This is a genomic window from Pseudomonas sp. MF4836 (genome assembly GCF_002018875.1).
In the GTDB taxonomy this organism is placed as follows: Bacteria; Pseudomonadota; Gammaproteobacteria; order Pseudomonadales; family Pseudomonadaceae; genus Aquipseudomonas.
The window spans coordinates 135493-159944 of sequence record NZ_MVOL01000012.1 but is presented as its reverse complement, the minus strand read 5'-3'; the positions used below and the strand labels follow the sequence as shown (position 1 = coordinate 159944).

The following is a 24452-nucleotide window of genomic DNA, read 5'->3' as shown; positions in this document are numbered from 1 at the left end:
AACGGTCGGACTTAAGCTGTACAAAAAAAGTTTCATGTACAGGTAATTTTAATCGCCGGAATGGTCGGCGCAGTTGTTTCAGCAGGTAACGGTGGGGGCGGCAGCTGGCGCAGGGCGCGCTCGCAGCACTGTAGCGGCAGGGGCTGAGGCGAGGTGGTGATGCCGTTGCCGCGGCGTCGAGGTGCGCGGCAACGGCGGCGGCTCAACTGGATTGGGCGACGTGGTCGTCCGGCACATCGTCCAGGGCTTCTTCCTGCCCGGGCACTTCGGTCACCACGCTGAAATCACTGACTTCAATGGCGCCATGGCCATAGCCCAGCAGGTGGAAGGAGAACGCTTTGCGCGACTCCGGGTTGGCGAAGCGGAAGTCCAGTTCCAGGGGCTGGTCCGGAGTCACCAGCATCTCGCCGTCCGGCAGGCCCAGTTGCACATCCTGCTCCAGTTCCTTGGCCTTGAGCAGGATGTAGGCGTTCTGTTGCGGGTCCAGGGAGCGCACCTTGAGGCGCACGCTGGTCTGCGAGCCCTTGGGCATTTCCAGGTACTGGGCGCCGATCAGGTTGTCGGCCCAGTCATCCTTGATCTGCGCCTGCAACGGGATCACCGCCGGGCTGCCGAACTGGTAGTGCTGGTTCAACGGCGTGCGCAGCAGGGTGCCGTCCAGGGCCGTGGCCCGGGCGCTGATCAGGCGCGCGCGCTGGCCGCCGTACTGCCCCAGCAGGGTGGCGCGCTCGGCGATAAAGCCGGGGCTGGCGTAGTAGCGGCAGCGCTGCTGGAAGTCGCACTCGGTCAGGGTGCCCAGGCCATCGTGGTAACGCAGCTTGCCGTTGGTGTAGGACATGATCTCGCGCCCGCTGCTGTACTCGCGAAACAGCGAACGGCCGCTGAGGGCGGAGGGCACCGGCAAGGCGAAGTAGTCGAGGATCGATGCGCTCAGGTCCACATGCCCGTAGACCCCGGACTTGATCCTCGGCAGTTGCGCCTGCTCCGGTGCCAGGGTCAGGTTGAACCCCCAGGAAGAGGCCAGGCGTACGCCGTCGATGCCGTGGGATTCGTCCGAGGTGATCACCACCAGGGTGTCCTTGAGCACGCCTTTGCGTTCCAGGCCGCTGAGGAACTGTTCCAGGGCGTCATCCAGGTAACCCACGGCGGCCTGCTTGGGGCTGTCGTAGCGTTGCAGGTAGTCGTCGGGGGCGGAGTAGGGCTGGTGGGTGCCGACGGTGAGCAGCGTCAGCATCCAGGGCTTTTTCTGTTTTTTCAGCTGGCCGACGTAATCCAGGGCGCCTTCGAAAAAGGCCTTGTCGTCCTTGCCCCAGGGAAATTCCAGGTAGTTGTCGTTCTTGAACCACTCCAGGCCGTGGGTCGCGGCAAAGCCGATGTGCGGCATGATCTGGTCCTTGGCCATGAACCGCAGGCCCGCACCCTGCAGGTAGTGGGTGGCGAAGCCGTTCTTGCGCAGTTGGGCCGGCAGGCAGGCCTGGTTGCGCTCGCTCTGGGTGAGCATTTCCACACCCTTGGGCGTGCCGTTGTCGAGTTTGTCGTAGTCGCCGCAGAGCATGGCGTACAGGCCGCGAATGGTCTGGTGGGTGTGCAGCACGTAGTCCGGGGTGTTCATGCCGCGCTCGGCCCAGCGGCTGAGGTTGGGCATGAGGTTTTCCTGGTAGCTGCTGTGCAGCGCCTGGCGATTGGCGCCGATGTAGGCCCCAGGGATGCCTTCCAGGGCAATGATCAATACGTTGCGTGCCCGGCCCGGGGCCGCCAGCAGTTTTTCCCCTTGCAGGTCGAGCTGGGTCAGCCCGGCCATCTGTGGAGGGATATCGGCGATATCGCCTTCGAGCCAGTCTTCGGCGCGGGTCTGGAGTTCACCGACACCGGCGGCCAGCAGTTGATGGGGCAGGTTGAACAGGCGCCACTGGTCAGCCTCGGACGGCTGCAGATTCTGGGTGCCCCAATGGGCGATCAACAGCAGCACCGGCACGCAGCCGCTGTAGCGCGGCAAGGGCGGGGCGGCATGGGCCCGGCCGGCCCAGCGAGTGGCCAGCCACAGGCCCAGGGCCAGGAGCAGGGCGACGCCGATCCAGGGCTGGGACATGCCGCCGCCGGTGGAGTTGCCCAGGAATTGCGGGTCGATCAGGTAGTGCAGGTCTGCCGGCGTCGGCAACCGGCCGACAGCGGTGACCAGCTCCGCGGTGGACAGGGTAAACAGGCTCCACACCAGCAGCACCGGCAGCGCCAGCCACCAGGGCCGGCGATGCAGCGTGACCACCAGCAGGCTGCCGATGGCCAGGTCGGAGACGTAGCCCAGGGGTTCGGACCAGCCCAGCACGGCGCGCAGGACCAGGGGCAGGACCAGCACCCAGCCGATCAGGGCGATAAGCGCGGCGCGGGGGTGTTGCAACCCGTGACGAATGAAATTCACAAAGAGGGTTCCAGTCATTAAGTGGTCATAAAAGTGTGCGCGATGTTACCGGGCTACGAGGGCAAATGGGGGATATTCCCGGCCACGCAGGTGTTGGCGAATGCTTCGCCGGGGATGCAAGTGGCCTGCATGCCGCGCGCTGCAAGCCCTGGCGCGCAGACAGGGCACAGGCGCTGAACGGGTGAATCGGGGGGATTAACTGTTTCAGGCTGTTAAACGACGCCCTACGTCATACGGCTGTAGCCGCTGCCGAGGCACGAGGCTGCGCTGGCCCTGGAGGACGCCGGAGGTGTGTCAGGTGCATCTTCGGCATCGATCAGGGCCAACGTCCGAGCGCAGCCCGAGACTGGGGCAGGGGCTACGGGCTATTCGCCACGGATGTATTGCTCCAGCTGGCGGATCAGGTCGGCCTGTTCGGCGATGGCTTCCTTGACCAGGTCGCCGATGGACAGCAGGCCCAGCAACTGCCCGTTCTCCACCACCGGCAAGTGCCGCAGATGGCTGTCGGTCATGATGCCCATGCAGGTCTCGACGCTCTGGTGCGAGTCCACGGTGATCACCGGCGAACTCATGATTGCGCTGACTGGGGTGCCAACCGAGGACCGCCCGTGCAACACCAGTTTGCGCGCGTAGTCGCGCTCACTGATGACCCCCACGACCACGCCGTTTTCCAGGACCGGCAGGGCGCCGACGTTTTTTTCCGCCATCAGCATCAGGGCCTCCAGCACCATCTGGTGGGGCGCGATGGTGTGGACTTTCTGGTTGTGTTGGGCCTTCAGCTTGAGTACTTGCGCGACGCTCTTCATGGGGCGCTCCTGTTGTTGTGCCTGGGGCGACGACGCATCGCCCGCAGGGGTTCCTACAGAATCGTAGAGACTGGCCCAACCGGCAAGGTTGAATGCGTCGCCCAAGCACGAAAAAACGCCGTACCCAGGCTGTTTTTGCCCAATAGCCCAAAGATCGGCGCTTTTAGCCGCTCATAGCGCCTGCCCGCTGCTGAAGCGCTGCAAGCTGAAGGCGCTCAGGTCGACATCGCTGCGGCCATCGACACAGCGTTGGGCCAGGGCTTCGCCGATGGCCGCCGAGTGCTTGAAGCCATGCCCGGAGCAGGCGCTGACCACCGTGACATTGGCCAGGCGCGGGTGCTGGTCGATGATAAAGCCCGAATCCGGAGTCACGGTGTAGGCGCAGACCGCCGACTTCACCAACTGCGGGGTGACCCCGGTGAAATTGACCGCCACCAACTGGCGGTACATCTGCTCGGCCTCGGCGCTGCTGACCTGGCGATCCAGGGTGTCCGGCAGCGAGGTGGCGCTGTACTGCTCGGTGGCGATTTTCATGCTGCCTTCCCCGGGTACCGGCGGGAAGCCGTAGCAGGTCTCGGCCTCGCTGGCGCCGTGGATGATAAAACTCGGCGAGCGCGGGGCGAAGGGCGTCGGTTGCGCGAGCTTGAACCAGTACAGGGTTTGCCGGCAGACCCGCAGCAACTGGTCGAACGGTGCCCCCAGCAGCTCGCTTGACCACATGCCGGCACAGACAATGGCCTTGCCCGCCGTCACGCTGCGGCCTTGGCTGGTGATCCGCACCAGGCCGTCTTCGTTGGCCAGCGCGGTCACGGTTTCGCCGCCGATCCAGGTCGCCCCGAGGGCTTGGGCGCGGGTCAGTTGTGCCTCGATGCAACGTTCGGGGCGCACATATCCGCCGCCGGGCTCGAAGTAGCCCAGGGCACTGTCGTGGATCGGCGCGAACTGCGGGAACCGCTGGCGAATCTGCGCCGCGTCCAGCACCTCATGCTCGATGCCGTTGCGCCGCGCCAGCTCGATGCTGTGTTTGGTGAAGTCTGCGGCGCTGTCGGCGGCGGGCGCGGTGGCGCTGGAAGTCATCACCAGCACCCCGCACTGTTCGAACAGTTGCACATCCAGCTCGCTTTCCAGCTCGCTTTCCAGCTCGCGCCAGATCTGCTGCGAGCGTATCGCCAGCGGCACATAGGCCGCGCCTTCGCCCACCGCCTGGCGGGTGATGCGCGTGTCGCCATGGCTGGAACCCAGGTCGTGGGGCGGGGTGAACCGGTCGATGCCGAGCACCTTCACCCCGCGCTTGGCCAGTTGGTAGAGGGTAGCGGCGCCCATGGCGCCCAGGCCTACGACAACAACATCGAAATCGGGTGTATGCACGGCAAAAATCCTTGGACAGGGAGGTTCAGCGGCGATTGATGGCGGACAAGGTTATGGGCGCGATGACCCGGTGAAACGGCGCCACCGGCAGCATGTACAGGCGCCCCAGCCAGTTGTGCGGGTGCACCACGGTGGACAGCACCACCGGCCGTTGGCCATCGGCGGTCAGTGGCAGAAGGTTCAGCGACAGGTGCACATCCAGATGTTTGTCGCGGTCCACCACCAGCACCTCGTCGGGGCGCTGGGAGATCAGGGTGAAGATGCCAACCCGGTCGCCGGGCTGGTAATTCTCGTCGGGGCGGGACAGGTCGATCCGGGTCAGGCGCCCCAGGTCCTTGAGGCCGAACAGCTGCACCACGCGGTTGCGCAGGCTCATCAGGTGGTCGATCCAGGCCGGGGTCTGGCTCATCAGGTTCAGCACATGGCGCATGGCTGTGCGTTCGGGATCAGTCGCCAGGGTCTGGCGGCAATCGATGAAAGTCGCGCCGGCGGCCAGGGCGGCGATGCTGGAGTCACTGGGCAGCGGGCAAGGGTGAACGGGTGACTTCATCAGTACGGCTCCCTGAAAAATGGCGGCTTCGGGCTTCATGCCCCTTAGCCATGACAGACGCGGGGAAAAATACCACTTCTGTGGGCTGGCAGCTTGCGCGGGCTAGGGCGCAGTCTCCCTCGCCACCGATATGCCTCGGGCCTGGGGCTCGGCGTTGTGCACCAGCAACTGGCCGAACGCCTCGGCCGCCGCGCTCTTCTCGCCGCTGCTCCAGGCCAGCAGGAAGCGCGCCCCGGGCAGCGTCGGCAGGCCGTATTCGCCGTCGACAATGCGCAGGCCCGGGCGCAGGTCGCTGGCCATTTGCACGGTCACCCCGAGGCCGGCGAGCACCGCATTGCGAATGCCTTCCTGGCTGGGCGAGCTGAACGCCAGGTGCCAGCTGCCGGCGCTTGCGCCCAGGGCGTCGAGGCCGATCTGGCGGTTGACGCAGGGTGCCGGCGCCAGGGCCAGGGGCAAGGAGGCCCCCGGGGCCAGGTCGAAGTGCTCGGCGGCGACCCAGACGAAGCGGGCACTGCGCAGCACTTCGCCGTTGTCCCGCCGCCCCGTCTCCGAGAGCACCACCGCCAGGTCCAGTTCCCCGGCCTTGAGCATTTTGCGCAGGTCGAGGTAGGTGCCGACGCTGACGTCCAGGCGCACCTCGGGAAAGGCCCGGGAGAACTGGCAAAGCAGCGGCGGCAGACGCTCGCCCATAAAGGTTTCGGGGACGCCGAAGCGCACCACGCCGCCCAGTCGCGAAGGCTGGAAGCGCCGCGCCAAGGCATCCAGGGAGGCAAGGATCTGCTGCGCGTGCTGCAGCACGTCCTGGCCGTCTTCGGTCAGGCTCAGGCGCCGGGTGGTGCGCAGCAGCAGGGGTTGGCCCAGTTGCTCTTCCAGGCGGCGGATCTGATGGCTGACTGCCGACTGGGTGAGGTTCAGGCGTTTGCCGGCGCGGGTGAAGCCGCCGCATTCATGGACCGCAACCAAGGCCCGCAGCAGGGTGGGATCGATATTCAAGGCAGGCTGCCATTCATGATGGGAATTACTGGATCCTACAAAATTTAATCATTTCCGTCATCAAGCGGGCTTGCCCAGACTTGAGCCCGCAGTCGCCAGCGGCTGAAACCTGCCGACCCTCTTTCTGGAAACCACTCGATGTCACCATCTCCTTCATCCAACCCACTGGCCCTGGCAGCGGTCTGCCTGGCCGCGCTGATGTTCGGCCTGGAAATCTCCAGCGTGCCGGTGATTCTCCCGGCCCTGGAAAGCCGCCTGCAGGGTGATTTCAAGGACCTGCAATGGATCATGAACGCCTACACCATCGCCTGCACCGTGGTGCTGATGGCCACCGGTGCCCTGGCCGACCGCTTCGGGCGCAAGCGGGTGTTTGTGCTGAGTATCCTGGCCTTTGGCCTGGCCTCGTTGCTCTGCGGCCTGGCGCAGGACGTGAACCTGCTGATTGCCGGTCGAGCGCTTCAGGGGCTGGCCGGTGGCGCGATGCTGATCACCCAGGTGGCGATCCTGTCCCAGCAGTTTCGCCAGGGACGGGAGCGCAGCCGGGCCTTCGCGGCCTGGGGCATGGTGTTTGGCATCGGCCTGGGGTTTGGGCCGATCATCGGCGGGGTGATCCTGGCGCTGTCCAGTTGGCCGTGGATCTTCCTGGTGCACGGGCCCCTGGCGCTGCTGACCCTGGGGCTGGCTTTGGGCGGGGTGGAGGAATCGCGCCAGGCCCGGGCCGGCAAGCTGGATGGCGCGGGGATTGTGCTGCTGTCCCTGGCGGTGTTCGGTCTGGCGTTTCTCCTGACCCAGGGCTCGAGCCTGAGCCGCCCCGGCGCCATGCTCATGGTCCTGGCGACCCTGGCCTGTTGCGCCGCCTTTGTCCGCGCCGAGCGCCGCAGCCCGCAACCGATGTTCGAACGGGAGGTGTTGCGCAACCGTCGTTTCTGCGGGGCGTTGCTGGGGTCCATGGGCATGAACTTCAGTTTCTGGCCCTTCATGATCTACCTGCCGATCTACTTTCACAGCGCCCTGGGCTACGACAGTCTGCACAGCGGCCTGGCGCTGCTGGCCTATACCTTGCCGACCCTGGTCTTTCCTCCAGTGGGCGAGCGCCTGGCCCTGCGCTTCGAACCCGGCCGGGTGATCCCCCTGGGGTTGTCCTGCATCGGCCTGGGGTTTGTGGCGATGTACGGTGCCAGCCAGTGGGCGGCGGTCAATGACCTGGCGATACTGCCCGGCGCCTTGCTGGCGGGGATCGGCCTGGGCATCACCAATACCCCGGTCACCAACACCACCACCGGTTCGGTGCCTGCCGAGCGTGCGGGCATGGCCTCGGGCATCGACATGAGCGCGCGGATGATTTCCCTGGCGCTGAATATCGCCTTGATGGGCCTGATCCTGGTGGCCGGGGTCGGCGCCTATCTGCAGCGTCACCTGAGCGGCGTGCCGGATGCCGGGCAAGTGCACCTTTGGGCGGAGCAGATCGCCGCCGGCCAGGGTGCGCTTGAGGGCTTGCCGTGGCTGGCCGGTGGTTCGGCGCAGGCGGCCCTGGCCCATGGCTTTGGCTGGGTGATGCTGTACGGCGGCTTGAGCGTCTGCGGGCTGGCGCTGTTCAGTGTCCTGACCTTCGCTCCCTGGCGGCGCGCGCGGCTGGGCAGTGTCAGTTGAACGCAAAAAAGGCGCCCTGACAGGCCGTGTGAAAACGCAGTGGTTTTCACGCGGGCGGTGAAGGCGCCAAGGGGTTCACCCCAACCGAGGGGGGCCGGGTGAAGCCGTTCGCAGCAAAGGTCGCGGTGGTAAGGCGCGACGGGAACGGAAGTGAGGGGCGCGCCGAGTACTGGCGCGCCGGGATTATTTGCCGAGCTTGACCTTGGTCCAGCCACGGGTCATCAGGCGCTGCACGGTGATGGGCTGGTCGGGGATCGCGTACAGGGTGGCGAGCACTTCCTGAGGCGGGTAGGACGCCGGGTCGTTGCGGATCGCTTCGTCCACCAGGGGCGTGGCCGCCGCGTTGGCGTTGCTGTAGCCGACGCTGTTGGTGACCTCGGCGATGATGTCCGGGCGCATCAGAAAGTTCATGAAGGCATAGGCGTTGTCGACGTTGCTCGCGTCCCGGGGGATGGCCACCATGTCGTAGAAGCTGCCGGCGCCTTCTTTGGGAATGCTGTAGTCGATCTTCACCCCGTTGTTGGCTTCTTCAGCCCGGGCGCGGGCTTGCAGCACGTCGCCGGAGTAGCCCACGGCCACGCAGATATTGCCGTTGGCCAGGTCCGAGATGTACTTGGACGAATGGAAGTACGCCACCGAAGGGCGGATCTTCATGAACACGTCCTGAGCCTGGGCGATCTGCTGTTTGTCCTGGGAGTTCACCGGGAAACCCAGGTAGTGCAGGGCCGCGGGCAGCATTTCGGTCGGCGAGTCGAGGAAGCTGATGCCGCAGGCCTTGAGCTTCTCGGCGTTCTCGGGTTTGAACAGCAGGTCCCAGGAGTTCAGCGGCGCGTCGGTGCCCAATGCCTGGCGGACTTTTTCCGGGTTGTAGCCGATGCCGATCGAGCCCCACATGTACGGGAAGGCATGGGCGTTGTCGGGGTCGCTGGCGGCGGCGTTTTTCAGCAGCACCGGGTTCAGGTTCTTCCAGTTGGGCAGCTTGGACTTGTCCAGGGGCTGGTAGACCCCGGCCTTGATCTGCTTGGCCAGGAAGCTGTTGGACGGGACCACGATGTCGTAGCCCGACTTGCCGGCCAGCAGCCGCGCTTCCAGGGTTTCATTGCTGTCGAAAACGTCGTAGGTGACGTGGATGCCCGTCTCGGCCTCGAACTTTTTCAGGGTGTCGGGGGCGATGTAGTCCGACCAGTTATAGACGCGCAGCACCTTGTCGTCGGCCTGGGCGCCGCCAGCCATGGCGCCCAACAGGGACAGTGTGAGCAGAGTCCTGCCAAACCTTTTCATGCATCCAACTCCATTTCTTGTTGTGGGGTAAAACGCGACGGCCTAGGCCGTCGCTGGCGTTCGTTGTGGCTGCTTGGGTTGCGCCTGCCAGGTTTCGCTGGCGGTCTGCTCCATGGCTTCCTGGATCGCCCGCTTGCGGTTGGCTTCGGCCTTGCGGCTGAAGTACCAGACCATGAAGGTCACCAGGGACACCGCCAGCAGAATCAGGCTGGCCACGGCGTTGATCTCCGGCTTGACCCCCAGGCGCACGGCGGAGAACACCTCCATCGGCAGGGTGGTGGAGCCGGGCCCGGAAACGAAACTGGCCAGCACCAGGTCATCCAGGGACAAGGCGAACGACATCATGCCGCCCGCCGCGAGCGAGGGCGCGATCATAGGGATTGTGATCAGGAAAAACACCTTGAATGGCCGCGCACCGAGGTCCATGGCGGCTTCTTCGATGGACAGGTCCAGCTCCCGCAGGCGCGCCGAGACCACTACCGCAACATAGGCGGCGCAGAACGTGGTGTGGGCGATCCAGATGGTCACCAGCCCGCGTTCCATGGGCCAGCCGATCATCTGTGCCATGGCCACGAACAGCAGTAACAGCGACAGGCCGGTGATCACTTCGGGCATCACCAGGGGCGCCGTCACCAGGCCGCCGAACAGGGTCCGGCCCTTGAAGCGGGTGACCCGGGTCAGCACGAAGGCGGCGAGGGTGCCCAGGGCCACGGCGGCCACGGCGGTGTAGCAGGCAATCTCCAGGGAGCGCGCCACCGAGCCCATCAGTTGGGTGTTGTCGAGCAGGCCCAGGTACCACTTGAACGACCAGCCGCCCCAGACCGTCACCAGCTTGGAGGCGTTGAACGAGTAGATCACCAGAATCAGCATCGGCAGATAGATGAACAACAAGCCGAGCACCAGCATCAGGGTCGAAAAACTGAAACGCTTCATGCCCGTGCCTCCATTTCTTTGGCCTGGCTGCGGTTGAACAGCAGGATGGGAATAATCAGGATCGCCAGCATCACCACCGCCAGGGCGGACGCCACCGGCCAGTCGCGGTTATTGAAGAACTCCTGCCACAGCACGCGGCCGATCATCAGGGTTTCCGGGCCGCCCAGCAGTTCCGGGATCACGAACTCGCCGACCACCGGGATGAACACCAGCATGCACCCGGCAACGATGCCGTTCTTGGCCAGGGGCACGGTGATTTTCCAGAAGTTGTTGAAGTTGCTCGAGCCCAGGTCCGAAGCCGCTTCCAGCAGGCTCTGGTCGTGCTTGACCAGGTTGGCGTACAGCGGCAGCACCATGAACGGCAGGTAGGCGTAGACCACGCCGATGTACACCGCGGTGTTGGTGTTGAGGATTTCGATCGGGCTCGAGGTCAGGCCGCTCCACATCAGGAAGGCGTTGAGCAGGCCGTTGTTGCTGAGGATGCCCATCCAGGCATAGACGCGGATCAGGATCGCGGTCCAGGTCGGCATCATGATCAGCAGCAGCAACACGTTTTGCGCTTCCTTGCGCGCCTTGGAAATCGCATAGGCCATGGGAAAGCCGATCGCCAGGCACATCAGGGTGCTGAGCAGGGCGATCTTCAGCGAGCCCAGGTAGGCCGAGATGTACAACTCGTCGGCGCCCAGCAGGCTGTAGTTGCCCAGGTTCAGCAGCACCTGGAGTTTCTGGTCGACGAAGCTGTAGATCTCCGAGTAGGGCGGAATCGCCACCGCCGCTTCTGAGAAGCTGATTTTCATCACCAGGAAGAACGGCAGCATGAAAAACAGGAACAGCCAGAGGAAGGGAATGCCGATCACCAGCTTGCGACCGCTGGGCAGCACACGGATCAACGCCTGATTGAAAGTGCTCATGGTCGAAGTACTCATGCCCGCAGTACCACGCCGCTGTCGTCTTCCCACCACACGTATACGGTGTCGTCCCAGGTCGGCCGGGCGCCACGGCGTTCGGCGTTGGCCATGAACGACTGGACGATCTTGCCGCTGGGCAGCTCGACGTAGAACACCGAGTGGCCGCCGAGGTAGGCGATGTCATGCACCTTGCCCTGGGACCAGTTGTAGCTGTTCTCGGGTTTGACGGTGCTGACCAGCATTTTTTCCGGGCGGATGGCGTAGGTCACCGACTTGTCCTGCACCGAGGTGCTGACTCCGTGGCCGACGTAGATCGGCTGTTCCAGCTCGGGGCAGTGGATGATGGCGTGGCCTTCGAGGTCTTCGACCACGGTGCCGTCGAAGGCATTCACGTTGCCGATGAACTCGCACACCAGACGGCTCACCGGGGCTTCGTAGATGTCCACCGGGCTGCCGATCTGGGCGATCCAGCCCAGGTGCATGATGGCGATGCGCTGGGCCATGGTCATGGCCTCTTCCTGATCGTGGGTCACCATCACGCAGGTCACGCCCACGCGTTCGATGATCTCCACCAGCTCCAGTTGCATCTGCGAGCGCAGCTTTTTATCCAGGGCGCCCATGGGTTCGTCGAGCAGCAGCAGTTTCGGGCGCTTGGCCAGGGAGCGGGCCAGGGCCACGCGCTGGCGCTGGCCGCCGGAGAGCTGGTGGGGTTTGCGCCGGGCGTACTGGGTCATGTGCACCAGCTTGAGCATTTCCTCGACCCGGGCCTCTATCTCGCTGGCCGGCAGGCGATCCTGCTTGAGGCCAAAGGCGATGTTCTGGGCCACGGTCATGTGCGGGAACAGGGCATAGGACTGGAACATCATGTTGATCGGCCGCTCATAGGGCGGCATATCGGTGATGTCCACGCCATCCAGCAAGATGCGGCCTTCGGTGGGCCGTTCGAAACCGGCGAGCATGCGCAGCAGGGTGGACTTGCCGGAACCGGAGCCGCCCAGCAGGGCGAAGATCTCGCCCTGGTGGATCTCCAGGGACACATCGTCCACGGCCACGGTTTCATCGAACTTCTTGGTCACGCGGTCGATCTTCACCAGCACCTTTTGTGGTTGCTGATGACCTTCCAGAGCCTTGCGATAAATGCTGGAGGCGTTTGCCATGTGAAACTCCCAACAGGTCGTCGGGCCAATGCGGCCTGACTTAATAAGGTTGATTGCAAACCTGCACCGTCAGTGCTGTGCAGGTTTATTCGGCGCCGCCGTCCTGGCTGCCTGGCCTTGCTTGTTGTTGTTCAGGTATTGCCGTTCACGCCGCACGACGGGCGCACGGAAGTGCGCGCGCCGGGTGGGCAGGGCGTGTCAATCGGTGACTCGGGTGCTTGCAACCCTGTGCGGGCTGCCTTGGGTTAAAGGCGCTGACGCTGCGCGGCACGGTGCCGGCAGGCATCGCCAAAGGCCTGGAAAATGCTCAGGTAGGCCGGGTTCGACAGGACCTGCCATTCCGGGTGCCACTGCACGCCGAAGGCAAACGCCTGGCTGTGCTCCACGGAAACGGCTTCGATCAGGCCATCCGGGGCCACGGCCTCGACCCGCAGGCCATCGCCCAGGCGGTCGATGCCCTGGCTGTGGATCGAGTTGACCTGGATCTCGCCGGCCAGGCCCATGGCCTCGAACGCACCGCCGGGCTGGATCGCCACCGGGTGCGCCGGGGCGTACTGGACTTCAAGGCGCGGGTCGTCGGCTTCGCGGTGGTCCATATAGCCCGGCAGTTCATGCACCTTCTGGTGCAGGCTGCCGCCAAAGGCCACGTTCATTTCCTGGAAGCCACGGCAGATACCGAGGACCGGCACGCCGGCCTCTACCGCCGCCCGCAACAGGGGCAGGGTGGTGGCGTCGCGCTGCGGGTCATGGGCGGTGCCCGGCGCGCTGGGAGTGCCTTGATAGTGGAAGGGTTCGACATTGGATGGCGAGCCGGTAAACAGCAGGCCATCGACGTAGCGCAGCAGATCCTTGATCTCGCAGAGGTCCGCCAGGGAAGGGATGATCACCGGCAACCCCAGGGCCGCGACGCTGACAGCACGCAAGTACTTGTCGCCGCTGACATGGTAGGGGTGCAGGCCAATCTCTTTGACGCACGCAGTAACACCGATCAATGGCTTGAGTGCCATTTTTATCACCTCGAAATTCACGCTGGAACGAGTTTTTCCAGAGCTTATCCTCGTTGATTTTAATTAACAACTTTCCTGTAAAAAATTATAAACACCGCATGGCGTGATCAGGCTGATTAACGGGGTGTGCGCCCTGTATCGGCCTGATTGGTGTCAATATAATTAACGAAACACCTCGGGTGTTCGCTATTGACTTCACTTTGCCTTTCGGATTGACTGCTGTCACGAAACAGCTTTGAACATAATAATTAACACAATAGGTGCATCATGTCGGTCCCACTGCGTGCCGTTCAGCTCAACGAAGCCAACGCCTTTCTGAAAAAACACCCTGAGGTCCTGTACGTCGATCTGCTGATTGCAGACATGAACGGCGTGGTGCGCGGCAAGCGCATCGAACGCACCGCGCTGCACAAGGTGTACGAAAAAGGCATCAACCTCCCGGCCTCGTTGTTCGCCCTGGACATCAACGGCTCCACCGTGGAAAGCACCGGCCTGGGCCTGGACATCGGCGACTCCGACCGCATCTGCTACCCGATCCCGGACACCCTGAGCATCGAGCCCTGGCAGAAGCGCCCCACCGCGCAGCTGTTAATGACCATGCATGAACTCGAAGGCCAGCCGTTCTTCGCCGACCCGCGGGAAGTGCTGCGTCAGGTGGTGAGCAAGTTCGACGAACTGGGCCTGACTATCTGCGCCGCGTTCGAGCTGGAGTTCTACCTGATCGACCAGGACAACGTGAACGGTCGCCCGCAAGCGCCGCGCTCGCCCATCTCCGGCAAGCGCCCGCATTCGACCCAGGTCTACCTGATCGATGACCTCGACGAATACGTCGATTGCCTGCAAGACATCCTTGAAGGCGCGAAAGAGCAGGGCATCCCCGCCGACGCCATCGTCAAGGAAAGCGCCCCGGCGCAGTTCGAGGTCAACCTGCACCACGTCAGCGACCCGATCAAGGCCTGCGACTACGCGGTACTGCTCAAGCGCCTGGTGAAAAACATCGCCTACGACCACGAGATGGACACCACCTTTATGGCCAAGCCCTACCCGGGCCAGGCCGGTAATGGCTTGCACGTGCACATCTCGATCCTCGACAAAAAGGGCAACAACATCTTCGCCAGCGAAGACCCCGAGACCAACGACGCCCTGCGCCACGCCATCGGCGGCGTGCTGGAAACCCTGCCGGCGCAGATGGCGTTCCTCTGCCCCAACGTCAACTCCTACCGCCGTTTCGGCGCGCAGTTCTATGTGCCGAACTCGCCGAGCTGGGGCATCGACAACCGCACCGTGGCCGTGCGCGTGCCGACCGGTTCGGCGGATGCCGTGCGCATCGAGCACCGAGTGGCCGGCGCCGACGCCAACCCCTATCTGCTGATGGCCTCGGTACTGGCCGGTATTCACCATGGCCTGACCAACAAGATCGAGCCGGGGGCGCCGGTCGAAGGCAACTCCTACGAGCAGAACGAGCAAAGCCTGCCCAACAACCTGCGTGACGCCCTGCGCGAGCTGGACGACAGCGAAGTCATGGCCAGGTACATCGACCCGCTGTACATCGACGTGTTTGTGGCGTGCAAGGAAAGTGAGCTGGCCGAGTTCGAGAATTCGATTTCCGACCTTGAGTACAACTGGTACCTGCACACGGTCTGACGGCCCTCCCACTTTTTGCGTTGAGCACTGCATATGACCAAGCATCGCAATGACTGGGAGCAGCACTTCCAGTCCCTGAGCCTTGAAGGCCGGGCCTTTATCGACGGCGAGTACCGCTGGGCCGAAAGCGGCGAGACCTTTGACAGCATCAGCCCGGTGGACGGGCGGTTTCTGGCCCGGGTCGCCAGCACCGATACCGCCGACGCCGACGCGGCGGTGGGCGCTGCACGCCGGGCGTTCGAATCCGGGGTCTGGCGCTTGCAAGCCCCGGCGGCGCGCAAGCGGGTGCTGCTCCGGTTTGCCGAGCTGATCCTCGAGAATCAGGAAGAACTGGCGCTCCTGGAAACCCTGGACATGGGCAAGCCGATCGGCGATTCCATGGCCATCGACGTGCCGGCCACCGCCAACGCGATCCGCTGGAGCGCCGAGGCCATCGACAAGCTCTACGACGAAGTGGCGCCCACGCCCCACGACCAGTTGGGCCTGATCACGCGGGAACCCTGCGGCGTGGTGGCAGCCATCGTGCCGTGGAATTTCCCGATGATCATGGCCAGCTGGAAGTTCGCTCCGGCCCTGGCGGCGGGTAACTCGTTCATCCTCAAGCCTTCGGAAAAGTCGCCGTTGACCGCCATTCGCCTGGCCCGGCTGGCACTCGAGGCCGGCATTCCCCCGGGCGTGTTCAACGTACTGCCGGGCTACGGTCACACCGTCGGCAAGGCCCTGGCCCTGCATATGGATGTGGACGTGCTGGCCTTTACCGGTTCCACCGGGGTGGCCAAGCAACTGCTGGCGTATTCCGGCCAGAGCAATATGAAGCGGGTGTGGCTGGAGGCTGGCGGCAAGAGCCCCAACGTGGTGTTCGCCGATGCCCCGGACCTGCGCGCCGCAGCAGAAGCGGCAGCGGCCGGGATCGCCTTCAACCAGGGCGAAGTCTGCGTGGCCGGTTCGCGGCTGCTGGTGCAGCGCTCGATCCGCGAGGCATTTATTCCGTTACTGGTGCAAGCGCTCCAGGCCTGGAAGCCGGGGCACCCCCTGGACCCGGCGACCAAGGTCGGCGCGGTGGTCGATCAGCGGCAACTGGACAACGTATTGCGCTATATCGAGATCGGCAAGGAGCAGGGCGCCCAGCTATTGGTCGGTGGCCAGCGCACCCTGCAGGACACGGGCGGGCAGTACGTGGAGCCGACGATTTTCGACGGCGTGACCAACGCCATGACCATCGCCCGCGAAGAAATCTTCGGCCCGGTGTTGTCGCTGATCAGCTTCGACACCGAAGAAGAAGCGCTGGCGATCGCCAACGACAGCATCTTCGGCCTGGCGGCTGCGGTGTGGACCGCCAACCTCAGCCGCGCCCACCGCTTCGCCCGGGGCCTGCGCGCCGGCAGCGTGTGGGTCAACCAGTATGACGGCGGCGACATGACCGCGCCGTTCGGCGGCTTCAAGCAGTCGGGCAATGGCCGCGACAAGTCGCTGCACGCCTTTGACAAGTACACCGAGCTCAAAGCCACCTGGATCAAGCTCTAAGCCCTAATAACAACGGCGATTGCCGGCCTGCGCCGGCCAGTCGCCCGGGAGTCCGAACCATGCAACCTCATGTAAACAGCTACTACGCCGCGACCCGCAACCACACCGGCGACTTCCCCGTGCTTGAAGAACTGGTGGAGTGCGATGTCTGTGTGATTGGCGCCGGTTATACCGGCCTGTCGTCGGCGCTGTTCCTGGCCGAAGCCGGCTACAGCGTCACCGTGCTCGAAGCGGCCAAGGTCGGCTTCGGCGCCAGCGGGCGCAACGGCGGGCAACTGGTCAACTCCTACAGCCGTGACGTGGATGTGATCGAACAGCGCTACGGTGAAAAGAGCGCCGAAATCCTCGGCAGCATGATGTTCGAAGGCGCCGATATCATTCGCCAGCGCATCCAGCACTACGACATCCAGTGCGACTACCGCCCGGGCGGGATCTTCGCCGCGCTGAACAAAAAGCAGCTCAAGGGCCTGGCTGAACAGAAAAGCAGCTGGGAGCGCTACGGCAACCGCAATCTGCAGCTGCTCGATGCCAAGGACATGGCGCGTGAAGTGGGCTGTGACAACTACGTTGGCGGCCTGCTGGACAAGCAGGGCGGCCACGTCCACCCGCTGAACCTGGCCCTGGGTGAAGCCAGCGCCATCATCGGCCTGGGCGGCAAGATCTTCGAGCAATCGGCGGCCGAGGAAATCACCTACGGCGAACCCAACGTGGTGCGTACGGCCAAGGGCGTGGTCCGGGCCAAGTACCTGCTGATCGCCGGCAACGCCTACCTGCCGCAAAACCTCGACCCACGGGTGACCCGCAAAAGCATGCCTTGCGGTTCGCAGATCGTGGTCACCGAGCCGCTGTCGGAAAAAGTCGCGCGCAGCCTGATCACTAACAATTACTGCGTCGAAGACTGCAACTACCTGCTCGACTACTATCGCCTGACCGCTGATAACCGGTTGCTGTATGGCGGTGGCGTGGTCTATGGCGCCCGCGAGCCGGACGACATCGAACAGCTGATCCGGCCGAAGATCCTCAAGACCTTCCCGCAGCTGAAAGACGTCAAGATCGACTACCGCTGGACCGGCAACTTCCTGCTGACCATGTCGCGCATGCCGCAATTTGGCCGTATCGAAAAGAATGCCTACTACATGCAGGGCTACAGCGGGCACGGTGTCACCTGTTCGCATTTGGCGGGCAAGCTGATCAGCGAAGTGATCCGTGGTGACGCCGAACGCTTCGACGCCTTTGCTTCCCTGCCGCACATGCCGATGTTCGGCGGCCGTACCTTCCAGGCCCCGCTTACAGCCATGGGCGCCGCCTACTACGCCCTGCGCGACCGCTTCGGTATCTGACGCCACCGCCCTCCAGTGCTGAGCGCTTCCTGTGGCGAGGGAGCTTGCTCCCGCTGGAGGGCGCAGCCCTCCCAAACCGGGCGACCGCGATCAACCCAAACAACCCGAGCGCCTGATTGACGACCGCTGCGCGGCCGAGCGGGAGCAAGCTCCCTCACCACAAAAAGGCAGGGTTTCAGGGGGCTGTAGCCCGCGCCAACCCAGCCCGAAATCCCCCCGTCATTCCCCTCATCGCCAGTCTTTACAGCACCTGTGGCAAACATGTTTAAATAGCCGCCTTTCAGGCTCCAGGGGCAGCCAAATCGCGAAGTTCGCGACCCAACCGCCGCAAAATACCCTTAAGTTCCTCTCACATAAGGCTGTTATGGACACGGGCACCCGACTCAAACTCGTTCGCGAAAGCTACAAACTCTCCCAGCGCGAGCTGGCCCGTCGTAGCGGCGTGACCAACGCCACCATCTCCCTGATCGAACAGAATCGCGTCAGCCCCTCCGTCAGCTCCCTGAAAAAGCTGCTGGAAAGCATCCCCATGTCCCTGGCGGACTTTTTCACCTTCGACCAGCCGCCACGGGAACACCAATACATCTTCCGCGCCAACGAACAGCCCGACCTGGGCCGCGACGGCCTGCGCCTGCTGTTGGTGGGCGCACCGATCCCCAGCCGCCAGATGCGCTTTCTGCGGGAGCAATACGCCCCCGGCGCCAGCTCCGGCGAAGAACCGATCGTGCATGCCGAAGGCGAGGAGTGTGGTCTTGTCACCCGTGGCACCGTCGAGCTCACCGTCGATGGCCAGGTCAGCATATTGAATCCGGGGGATGGCTATTACTTCCCCACCACCTTGCCCCACAGGTTTCGCAATATCGGGCAGGATGAGGCGGAAATCATCAGCGCGAATACGCCGGCGAACTTCTAGGTAGGGTTGGGCAGGGCTTCTGTGGCGAGGGAGCTTGCTCCCGCTGGGGCGCCCGGCGCCCCCAATCCAGGCACCGCGCGCGATCAGGCATGCCGCGTGCCTGAGGGGAATGCCGCTTCCACCTGAAGCGGCACATCCCTTGGGTCAATCGTCCAGGTTGCCCATGGCCGTGGTGTTGAACCCGCCATCCACGTACATGATTTCCCCGCTGATACCCGAGGCCAGGTCCGAGCAGAGGAAGGCACCGGCGTTGCCGACTTCTTCAATGGTCACATTGCGCCGCAGAGGCGTTTGCGCTTCGTTGGCGGCGAGCATTTTGCGGAAGTTCTTGATCCCGGAAGCGGCGAGGGTGCGGATCGGGCCCGCCGATACCGCGTTGACGCGGGTGCCTTCCGGGCCGAGGCTGCCGGCCAGGTAGCGCACGCCGGCTTCCAGGCTGGCCTTGGCCATGCCCATGACGTTGTAGTTGGGCATGGTGCGCTCGGCGCCCAGGTAAGACAGGGTCAACAGGCTACCGTTACGGCCCTTCATCATCGGCCGCCCGGCCTTCGCCAGGGCGATAAAGCTGTAGGCGCTGATGTCGTGGGCAATGCGGAAGCCATCGCGGGTGGTGGCTTCGGTGAAGTCACCGTCCAACTGGTCGCCAGGCGCAAAGCCCACCGAGTGCACGATGCAGTCCAGTGCATCCCATTGCTGGCCCAGCTTTTCGAAGACCTGGGCGATCTCCTCATCGCTGGCCACATCGCAGGGGAAGCACAGCCCCGGGTTGGAGCCCCACTCAGTGGCGAACTCCTCCACTCGCCCGCGAAGCTTTTCGTTCTGGTAGGTGAAGGCCAGCTCGGCGCCTTCGCGATGCATGGCCGCGGCAATGCCCGATGCAATGGATAACTTGCTGGCGACACCGACGATCAGAACGCGTTTGCCCGTGAGAAAACCCATGTGTTGCTCCTTGAAAATTCGCTTTTTACTGCCGCTGCCGGGCGCTTTCAGTAGGCCTTGAACAGCGGCGCATAATCCGAGGCATGAGCACTTCAGGCCTCGGTTCGGCTGCTGGAAATCATGCGCAGGCGAGCCGGTTTCCAGGCTCTGCGCCTATGTCGGCCCAGGGAATGGGCGGCATGGGGCGAGAGCCGGGGATCGCGCAACAGGAATATGACGGACGAAATCTGTGCTGAGTTACATGGCTTGCGTTCGCAGGCGTTCAGCAGGAGGAGCCGGGGGCCCTGCAACCGATGCCTGATGATCAGGCACGTTTTGCAGCACCCGCCGGTGACAGGGGGAGGGGCAACCTACGACTTGAACCGCCCCACCAGGCCATTCAACTCTTCCGAGAGTTGCGACAACCGACCCGAATCTTCCTGCGCCGAATGGGCCAGGGTTTCCACCAGCCGCGCTTCGTCGTAGATCTGCTGGATGTGCCGGTTGATCTCTTCGGCAACGCTGTGCTGTTCCTCGGCGGCGGCGGAGATTTGCAGGTTCTGGTCCCTGATTTCATTGACCGACAGCTGGATGCCTTCAAAGCTGTCACGGGCGTTTTCGATGGACGACACGCTGGCGCGGGACAGGTCGAGGCAGCTTTCCATCTTCTGCGAGACTTCCTGGGTCTTGCTGCCGAGGGTGCCCAGCAGTTGGTCGATTTCCCCGGTGGAGTCGGAGGTGCGCTTGGCCAGGGCCCGCACCTCGTCGGCCACCACCGCAAAGCCGCGCCCTTGATCGCCGGCCCGGGCGGCCTCGATGGCCGCGTTCAGGGCCAGCAGGTTGGTCTGTTCGGCGATGGCGCGGATGGTGCCGAGGATCTGGTTGATGCTGCGGCTACCGGCTTCCAGCTCGACCATGGCCTGGGACGACTCGGTCAGGCGGCTGCCCAGGCGGTTGACGTTTTCCGTGGTCAGCTCGATCTGCTGTTTGCCCTCGGCCACCCGACGGTGCCCGCTCTCGGCGGATTCGGCGGCATTGCTGCACGAGCGGGCCACTTCGTTGGCGGTGGCGACCATTTCGTTGAAGGCCGTGGACACCAGCTCCACCGCCTCACGCTGACGCCCGGCGGCGTCGTTCATGTTGTGGGCCACCTCGCTGTTGACCCGGGACGCATCCTGCAGATTGGTCGAGGCGGCGCCGATGTGCTGGATCAGTTGGCGGATGGCGGCCAGGAACTTGTTGAACCAGCCGGCAAGTTCCGCGGTTTCGTCCTTGCCCTGGACCACCAGGTCCCGGCGCAGGTCGCCCTCGCCCTGGGCGATGGACTGCAAGCCGGTGCTGACCTGGCCGATGGGCTTGACGATGACTTTGGAGAACGCCGCCGCCAGCAGGGCGAAGATCAGTGCCAGCACCACCACGATAATGGCGGTGAGGTAGGTCATGCGCGTCGCCGCAGCCATGACTTCGCTGTACTCGATCAGGCCGATGTAGCGCCAGCCCAGGCCCGGTGACGTCCAGATATTGGCCATGTAGCGCACGCCGTCGATTTCCACCTCGGTGGAGCCCTGCGGGGTGGCCGCCAGGTGCGCATAGGGCGCGCCCAGGTCCTTGAGCTGCTTGAAGCTGTGCTTGGCGTCGCGCGGGTCGACCAGCACGGTGCCGTCTTCGATCAGCATCACGTAGCCGCTTTCGCCGAGCTTGATGCTCTTGACCAGTTCCGTGAGGTTTTTCAGGGAAACGCTGACCACGAACACGCCCTTGGCTTTGCCGGCGTTGTCGAGCAGGGCCCGGGCGGTGCCGACCAGGGCCACATCGTCCTTGTCGTAGTAATAGGCGGGGGTGCGCACGGTTTGCCCCGGGCTGGCCATGGCGGCCTTGTACCACGGACGTGCACGCGGGTCGTACTTGGCCAGTTGCGGGTCGTCCGGCCATTTGGCGTAGGTGCCGTCCTCCAGGCCGATGGACAGGATCGCCGCCGCCGGGTGGGTCTTGCCAAAGCGCGCAAACTGCTCGATGACCTGTCGGGCCGCTTCAGGCAGGGGCTGGCTGGCGGCATCGGCGGCCTGGTAGTCCTTCAGGCTGGCCACCGAGGTGTATACAGGATCGGCCGCCATCTGATCGACGTTCTGCTGGCTGGCGTCGAAAAACTGCCGGATATTGCCGTCAATCTGGCGAATTTCCCGGGTGCTGCCATCGATGAATTGATCCACCGCCTGGGTCCGGGTGTTGAGCACGGAAATCAGCGCCACCAGGCTGACCGGGATAAAGGCGACTGAGACGAACGCAAGCACGAGCTTATTTTTTATTTTCATGACGACAACCATCAGCGGGGAGGGCAGCGCAAATGGCCGAAAAATAAACTGCGTGGCCAAGTGCTATCACTGTTATGTCGGCCCGAGCGGGGTAAATCTTTAACCGTTTTTTGTGTACAACCCGTGCGGCACGCCTGCGGAACGGGTCCAGGCCCGGTACCCAGGGCGTTTCAGTGATTCGCGGTGGCCGTCGACGAGGCACGGCTGGGCAAGCCCGCCAGGTACTGGCGAATCTGCCGGGCACCCCGCAGGCGAACCACCGGAATGCCTGGGCCGATGGCCTGGCGCGCGGCTTCGATCCCGGGCCGTTGGCGCCGATCAAAATTCCACACGTAATTCAGAAAGCCCAGGAACTCCCGGTCCAGCTTCTCGCTGCAGCCCGCTGGAAGATCGGACCGCGGGCGGTTCAACAGGCTGCGCAACAGCACCCGACGCCAGCAAGTCAGGCGCGGCGTGTCGAGCCAGATGATCAGGTCGGCGCGGGGCAGCCGCAGGTCGAAGGTGCGTCGCGCATAGTTGCCTTCACACACCCAGGCGTCCGCCGCCACTGCCTGGCGGACCCGGGTGCGAAATGTCTCGGCATCCGGTTCGACCCAGCCGGCCTCCCAGAACAGCGTATCCAGGTGCACCACGTGAAGGCCCAGGCGCGCGCCCAATGTTCGCGCCAGGGTCGATTTGCCGCTGCCGGAGTTGCCCAAAATCACGATGCGTTGCATGAGCCGGTCCTTGCTGCAAAAAAGCCGGCGATTGTAATCACCTTGGCGGGGCGGGTCACTGCGCCGTTCAGTCGGGCAGGGTGAGGGCCGAGCAGGCTGATCAGGCGCTTGGGTTCGACGCTTGCAGTAGGTGGGCGATTTGCTTGCGCAAGTCGCCGTGGGTTTCCTCGGCGTAGGGAATGGCGGTTTTCCAGTCGTAGAACCAGGCCGGCATCTTGCGCTTCTGTTCCGGCTCCGAGGCGTAGCGGGGGAAAATATGGCAATGCAGTTCGGGCTCGGAGTTGCCGAGGATTTCATAGTTCATGCGCAGGGCGCCGGTGGCCGCCAACACCGCGTCCCCCATGCGCGCCATGTCCAGCAGATAGGCGGTGCGGGCCTCGATGCTCAGGTCGTTCAGGCTGGCGACGACCGGGTCGGGCAACAGCAGGCAATAGCCCGGCAGGAACTGCACATCGCCCATGACCGCCCAGCCCGAGGGCATCCGGCAAATGACTTTATCGTTGGCTCCATGGCGTGCGAGCGCTACACGTTGCGAGATCAGTGACATGCATCGTCCTTAATGAGGGGCACCAGGGGTGATGGGGCGCTGCCTTCGGTGCGGGTTCTGAAAAAAGCCGCCTATTCAACCACCCAATTCGGCAGCGGGCACCGCCCGCGTTCAATCCACCAACCAATCCCAGAGTCGACCGGCCGCGTAGGCCGCGCCCGCCGCCAACGCAATGGTTGCAACGGCCGGGGCGAGCGCCGCGCCGCTGGCAATGCCCGCTGCGCCAAGCCCTGTGGCGGCCAGGCCGGAAACGCCGCCCGTGCCGATCAGGCCGGTTGCGGTGCCTACAGCGCCCCTGGCCAGGGTTTGGCCGACCAGGGAGCGAGCAGCCTGATTGGCGATGGTTTTGCTCGCTTGCCCGGTAATCAGATTGCGCGCAGCGGCCGTTGTCCCCTTGGCGGCCAATGAGGTTACTGCCTGCTTCGCCGCATCCTCGGCGGCTTTGCGTGTAAACAGCTGCGAGGCCAGCGCCGCGCCGACACGCATGCTCGCGGCCTCGACCTGCGCGCTGCTGTGCAGGTCGGTGACGCACCAGTTGGCAAAGTGCTCGCAGTTGTTGAACAGGATGTTGTACTGATCTTCACCCAGGCGGGAGCGCGCACGCCGGCAAATGGCGGGGCCGCTGAAATAGGTTTTCTTGTAGGTTCTGATCCGCGGTTTCTTGTCCTGGCAGAACGCCGCAAGGCTGGTGGACTCGATGCAGCCCTTGTCGATGCCCGAGGCCATGCCGGAATAATGGATTACACGCTTTCTACCGACGTAAATCCCGTGGTGGGTGTACACGCCTCGACCGACAACCAGATGGGTTCCAGTGGGGTAAGTATCCATGTAAGGCTCCACATTCAATGTTTGGCGTGAGGGTGTGGGACTGCATCGACGGCCTTTTTACCTGGCGGCACGCGGTGCAGTAAAGCGGTCTTTGGCAGATTCCGGGGCTGGGATCGTTCGCTGATCGGGGTTGGCCGCAGAAGGTCCATTGCTGTGTCGATACGCGCGCTGGCCGCCAACGCCTGGGTCAGGTATTGGCCAAAAAGGCCTGCGCCTCGCCGGCCTCGCATTTCCAGTCGGCGAACACACCCACCAAGTGGCAGTTCGGGCAGTAGCAGCCGATGTAGTACCAGCGCACATCATTGCTTTGCGGGTAGAGCGCCACGGCTGACAGCAGATGGAACGCATCGCCGTCGCAGATGCACTCGTGGCTTTCCAACTCGGCCTCGCTGGCATAGAGCTCGCTGTCGCCCATCCAGTGTTCGGCACCGCACTGGGTGCAAGTGCGGCGGGCGGCACCGGCGTTTTCATCGCTGGCAAGGCGGAATGCCTGGCTGCCGCAGGGGCACGCCGCATGCCGGAAGCCAGCGGCCGGGTAGCGGTTGCGCGTGCTGTACCTGAGCACCTCGGCCTCGGTGTCGTGGGCGCTGGTGCCGTACCAGTACTTGCCCTTTTTTTGCACTGCCATGGATTGATCCTTA

Annotated in this window: 21 protein-coding genes and 1 pseudogene; 5 read left to right on the top strand and 17 right to left on the bottom strand. The window is 64.0% G+C overall.

Going from position 1 to position 24452, the window contains the following annotated elements; all coding sequences use genetic code 11:
- Positions 1-202: 202 nt before the first annotated feature.
- The 5 genes from MF4836_RS25675 to MF4836_RS25655 all read right to left on the bottom strand — a co-directional run bounded on the left by MF4836_RS25675 (position 203) and on the right by MF4836_RS25655 (position 6133).
- Positions 203-2434, bottom strand: coding sequence for an LTA synthase family protein (locus tag MF4836_RS25675; RefSeq protein ID WP_421547239.1), 2232 nt, complete (start codon positions 2432-2434; stop codon positions 203-205).
- A gap of 347 nt (positions 2435-2781) precedes the next feature.
- Positions 2782-3222, bottom strand: coding sequence for a CBS domain-containing protein (locus MF4836_RS25670; protein ID WP_078472650.1), 441 nt, complete (start codon positions 3220-3222; stop codon positions 2782-2784).
- Positions 3223-3393: 171 nt separating this feature from the next.
- Entirely contained in the window at positions 3394-4590 is a 1197-nt protein-coding gene (gene solA / locus MF4836_RS25665; protein WP_078472649.1) for an N-methyl-L-tryptophan oxidase, read from the bottom strand.
- Between the two features lie 25 nt (positions 4591-4615).
- Positions 4616-5140, bottom strand: coding sequence for a DUF2867 domain-containing protein (locus MF4836_RS25660; RefSeq protein WP_078472738.1), 525 nt, complete (start codon positions 5138-5140; stop codon positions 4616-4618).
- Between the two features lie 102 nt (positions 5141-5242).
- Positions 5243-6133, bottom strand: a complete 891-nt coding sequence (locus MF4836_RS25655; RefSeq protein ID WP_078472648.1) for a LysR family transcriptional regulator — start codon at positions 6131-6133, stop codon at positions 5243-5245.
- A 138-nt stretch (positions 6134-6271) separates the two neighbouring features.
- On the opposite strand from MF4836_RS25655, the gene MF4836_RS25650 reads away from it, so the two are divergent.
- The gene (locus MF4836_RS25650; RefSeq protein ID WP_078472647.1) at positions 6272-7783 is read left to right on the top strand and encodes an MFS transporter; all 1512 of its coding nucleotides are present in this window, start codon (positions 6272-6274) and stop codon (positions 7781-7783) included.
- Positions 7784-7966: 183 nt separating this feature from the next.
- Here the strand turns inward: MF4836_RS25650 and MF4836_RS25645 are convergent, their stop codons facing one another.
- The 5 genes from MF4836_RS25645 to MF4836_RS25625 all read right to left on the bottom strand — a co-directional run bounded on the left by MF4836_RS25645 (position 7967) and on the right by MF4836_RS25625 (position 13069).
- Complete coding sequence (locus MF4836_RS25645) at positions 7967-9064, bottom strand: polyamine ABC transporter substrate-binding protein (RefSeq protein WP_078472646.1); 1098 nt, start codon at positions 9062-9064, stop codon at positions 7967-7969.
- A 42-nt stretch (positions 9065-9106) separates the two neighbouring features.
- Positions 9107-9997, bottom strand: a complete 891-nt coding sequence (locus tag MF4836_RS25640) for an ABC transporter permease subunit (protein ID WP_020298242.1) — start codon at positions 9995-9997, stop codon at positions 9107-9109.
- Positions 9994-10875 (bottom strand): ABC transporter permease subunit, encoded by an 882-nt coding sequence (locus MF4836_RS25635; protein ID WP_161955769.1) that lies wholly within the window; start codon positions 10873-10875, stop codon positions 9994-9996. Before MF4836_RS25635 ends, MF4836_RS25640 begins: the two co-directional genes overlap by 4 nt.
- A gap of 44 nt (positions 10876-10919) precedes the next feature.
- On the bottom strand, positions 10920-12062 hold the full coding sequence (potA, locus tag MF4836_RS25630; RefSeq protein ID WP_078472644.1) for a polyamine ABC transporter ATP-binding protein: 1143 nt from the start codon (positions 12060-12062) through the stop codon (positions 10920-10922).
- Positions 12063-12307: 245 nt separating this feature from the next.
- Entirely contained in the window at positions 12308-13069 is a 762-nt protein-coding gene (locus MF4836_RS25625; RefSeq protein ID WP_078472643.1) for a gamma-glutamyl-gamma-aminobutyrate hydrolase family protein, read from the bottom strand.
- Between the two features lie 267 nt (positions 13070-13336).
- Here MF4836_RS25625 and MF4836_RS25620 point away from each other — a divergent pair, with 267 nt between their 5' ends.
- The 4 genes from MF4836_RS25620 (at position 13337) to MF4836_RS25605 (ending at position 18490) form a co-directional block, all read left to right on the top strand.
- On the top strand, positions 13337-14713 hold the full coding sequence (locus MF4836_RS25620) for a glutamine synthetase family protein (protein ID WP_078472642.1): 1377 nt from the start codon (positions 13337-13339) through the stop codon (positions 14711-14713).
- Positions 14714-14746: 33 nt separating this feature from the next.
- The gene (locus MF4836_RS25615; RefSeq protein WP_078472641.1) at positions 14747-16237 is read left to right on the top strand and encodes an aldehyde dehydrogenase; all 1491 of its coding nucleotides are present in this window, start codon (positions 14747-14749) and stop codon (positions 16235-16237) included.
- A gap of 59 nt (positions 16238-16296) precedes the next feature.
- Complete coding sequence (locus MF4836_RS25610) at positions 16297-17577, top strand: NAD(P)/FAD-dependent oxidoreductase (RefSeq protein WP_078472640.1); 1281 nt, start codon at positions 16297-16299, stop codon at positions 17575-17577.
- Between the two features lie 364 nt (positions 17578-17941).
- Positions 17942-18490, top strand: coding sequence for a cupin domain-containing protein (locus tag MF4836_RS25605; protein ID WP_078472639.1), 549 nt, complete (start codon positions 17942-17944; stop codon positions 18488-18490).
- Between the two features lie 144 nt (positions 18491-18634).
- Here MF4836_RS25605 and fabI read toward each other — a convergent pair whose 3' ends face one another.
- The 7 genes and pseudogenes from fabI to MF4836_RS25575 form a co-directional block, all read right to left on the bottom strand.
- Positions 18635-19429, bottom strand: a complete 795-nt coding sequence (fabI, locus tag MF4836_RS25600; protein WP_078472638.1) for an enoyl-ACP reductase FabI — start codon at positions 19427-19429, stop codon at positions 18635-18637.
- Positions 19430-19779: 350 nt separating this feature from the next.
- Positions 19780-20547, bottom strand: coding sequence for a methyl-accepting chemotaxis protein (locus MF4836_RS36225; protein ID WP_421547590.1), 768 nt, complete (start codon positions 20545-20547; stop codon positions 19780-19782).
- Between the two features lie 87 nt (positions 20548-20634).
- Positions 20635-21720, bottom strand: a pseudogene (locus MF4836_RS36220) (cache domain-containing protein); the annotation flags it as partial.
- A 170-nt stretch (positions 21721-21890) separates the two neighbouring features.
- The gene (locus MF4836_RS25590; RefSeq protein WP_078472637.1) at positions 21891-22436 is read right to left on the bottom strand and encodes an AAA family ATPase; all 546 of its coding nucleotides are present in this window, start codon (positions 22434-22436) and stop codon (positions 21891-21893) included.
- A gap of 100 nt (positions 22437-22536) precedes the next feature.
- Positions 22537-22983, bottom strand: a complete 447-nt coding sequence (locus MF4836_RS25585) for an HIT family protein (RefSeq protein WP_078472636.1) — start codon at positions 22981-22983, stop codon at positions 22537-22539.
- A 111-nt stretch (positions 22984-23094) separates the two neighbouring features.
- On the bottom strand, positions 23095-23811 hold the full coding sequence (locus MF4836_RS25580) for a lecithin retinol acyltransferase family protein (RefSeq protein WP_078472635.1): 717 nt from the start codon (positions 23809-23811) through the stop codon (positions 23095-23097).
- 187 nt (positions 23812-23998) lie between these two features.
- The gene (locus MF4836_RS25575) at positions 23999-24439 is read right to left on the bottom strand and encodes a hypothetical protein (RefSeq protein ID WP_078472634.1); all 441 of its coding nucleotides are present in this window, start codon (positions 24437-24439) and stop codon (positions 23999-24001) included.
- Between the last annotated feature and the right edge of the window lie 13 nt (positions 24440-24452).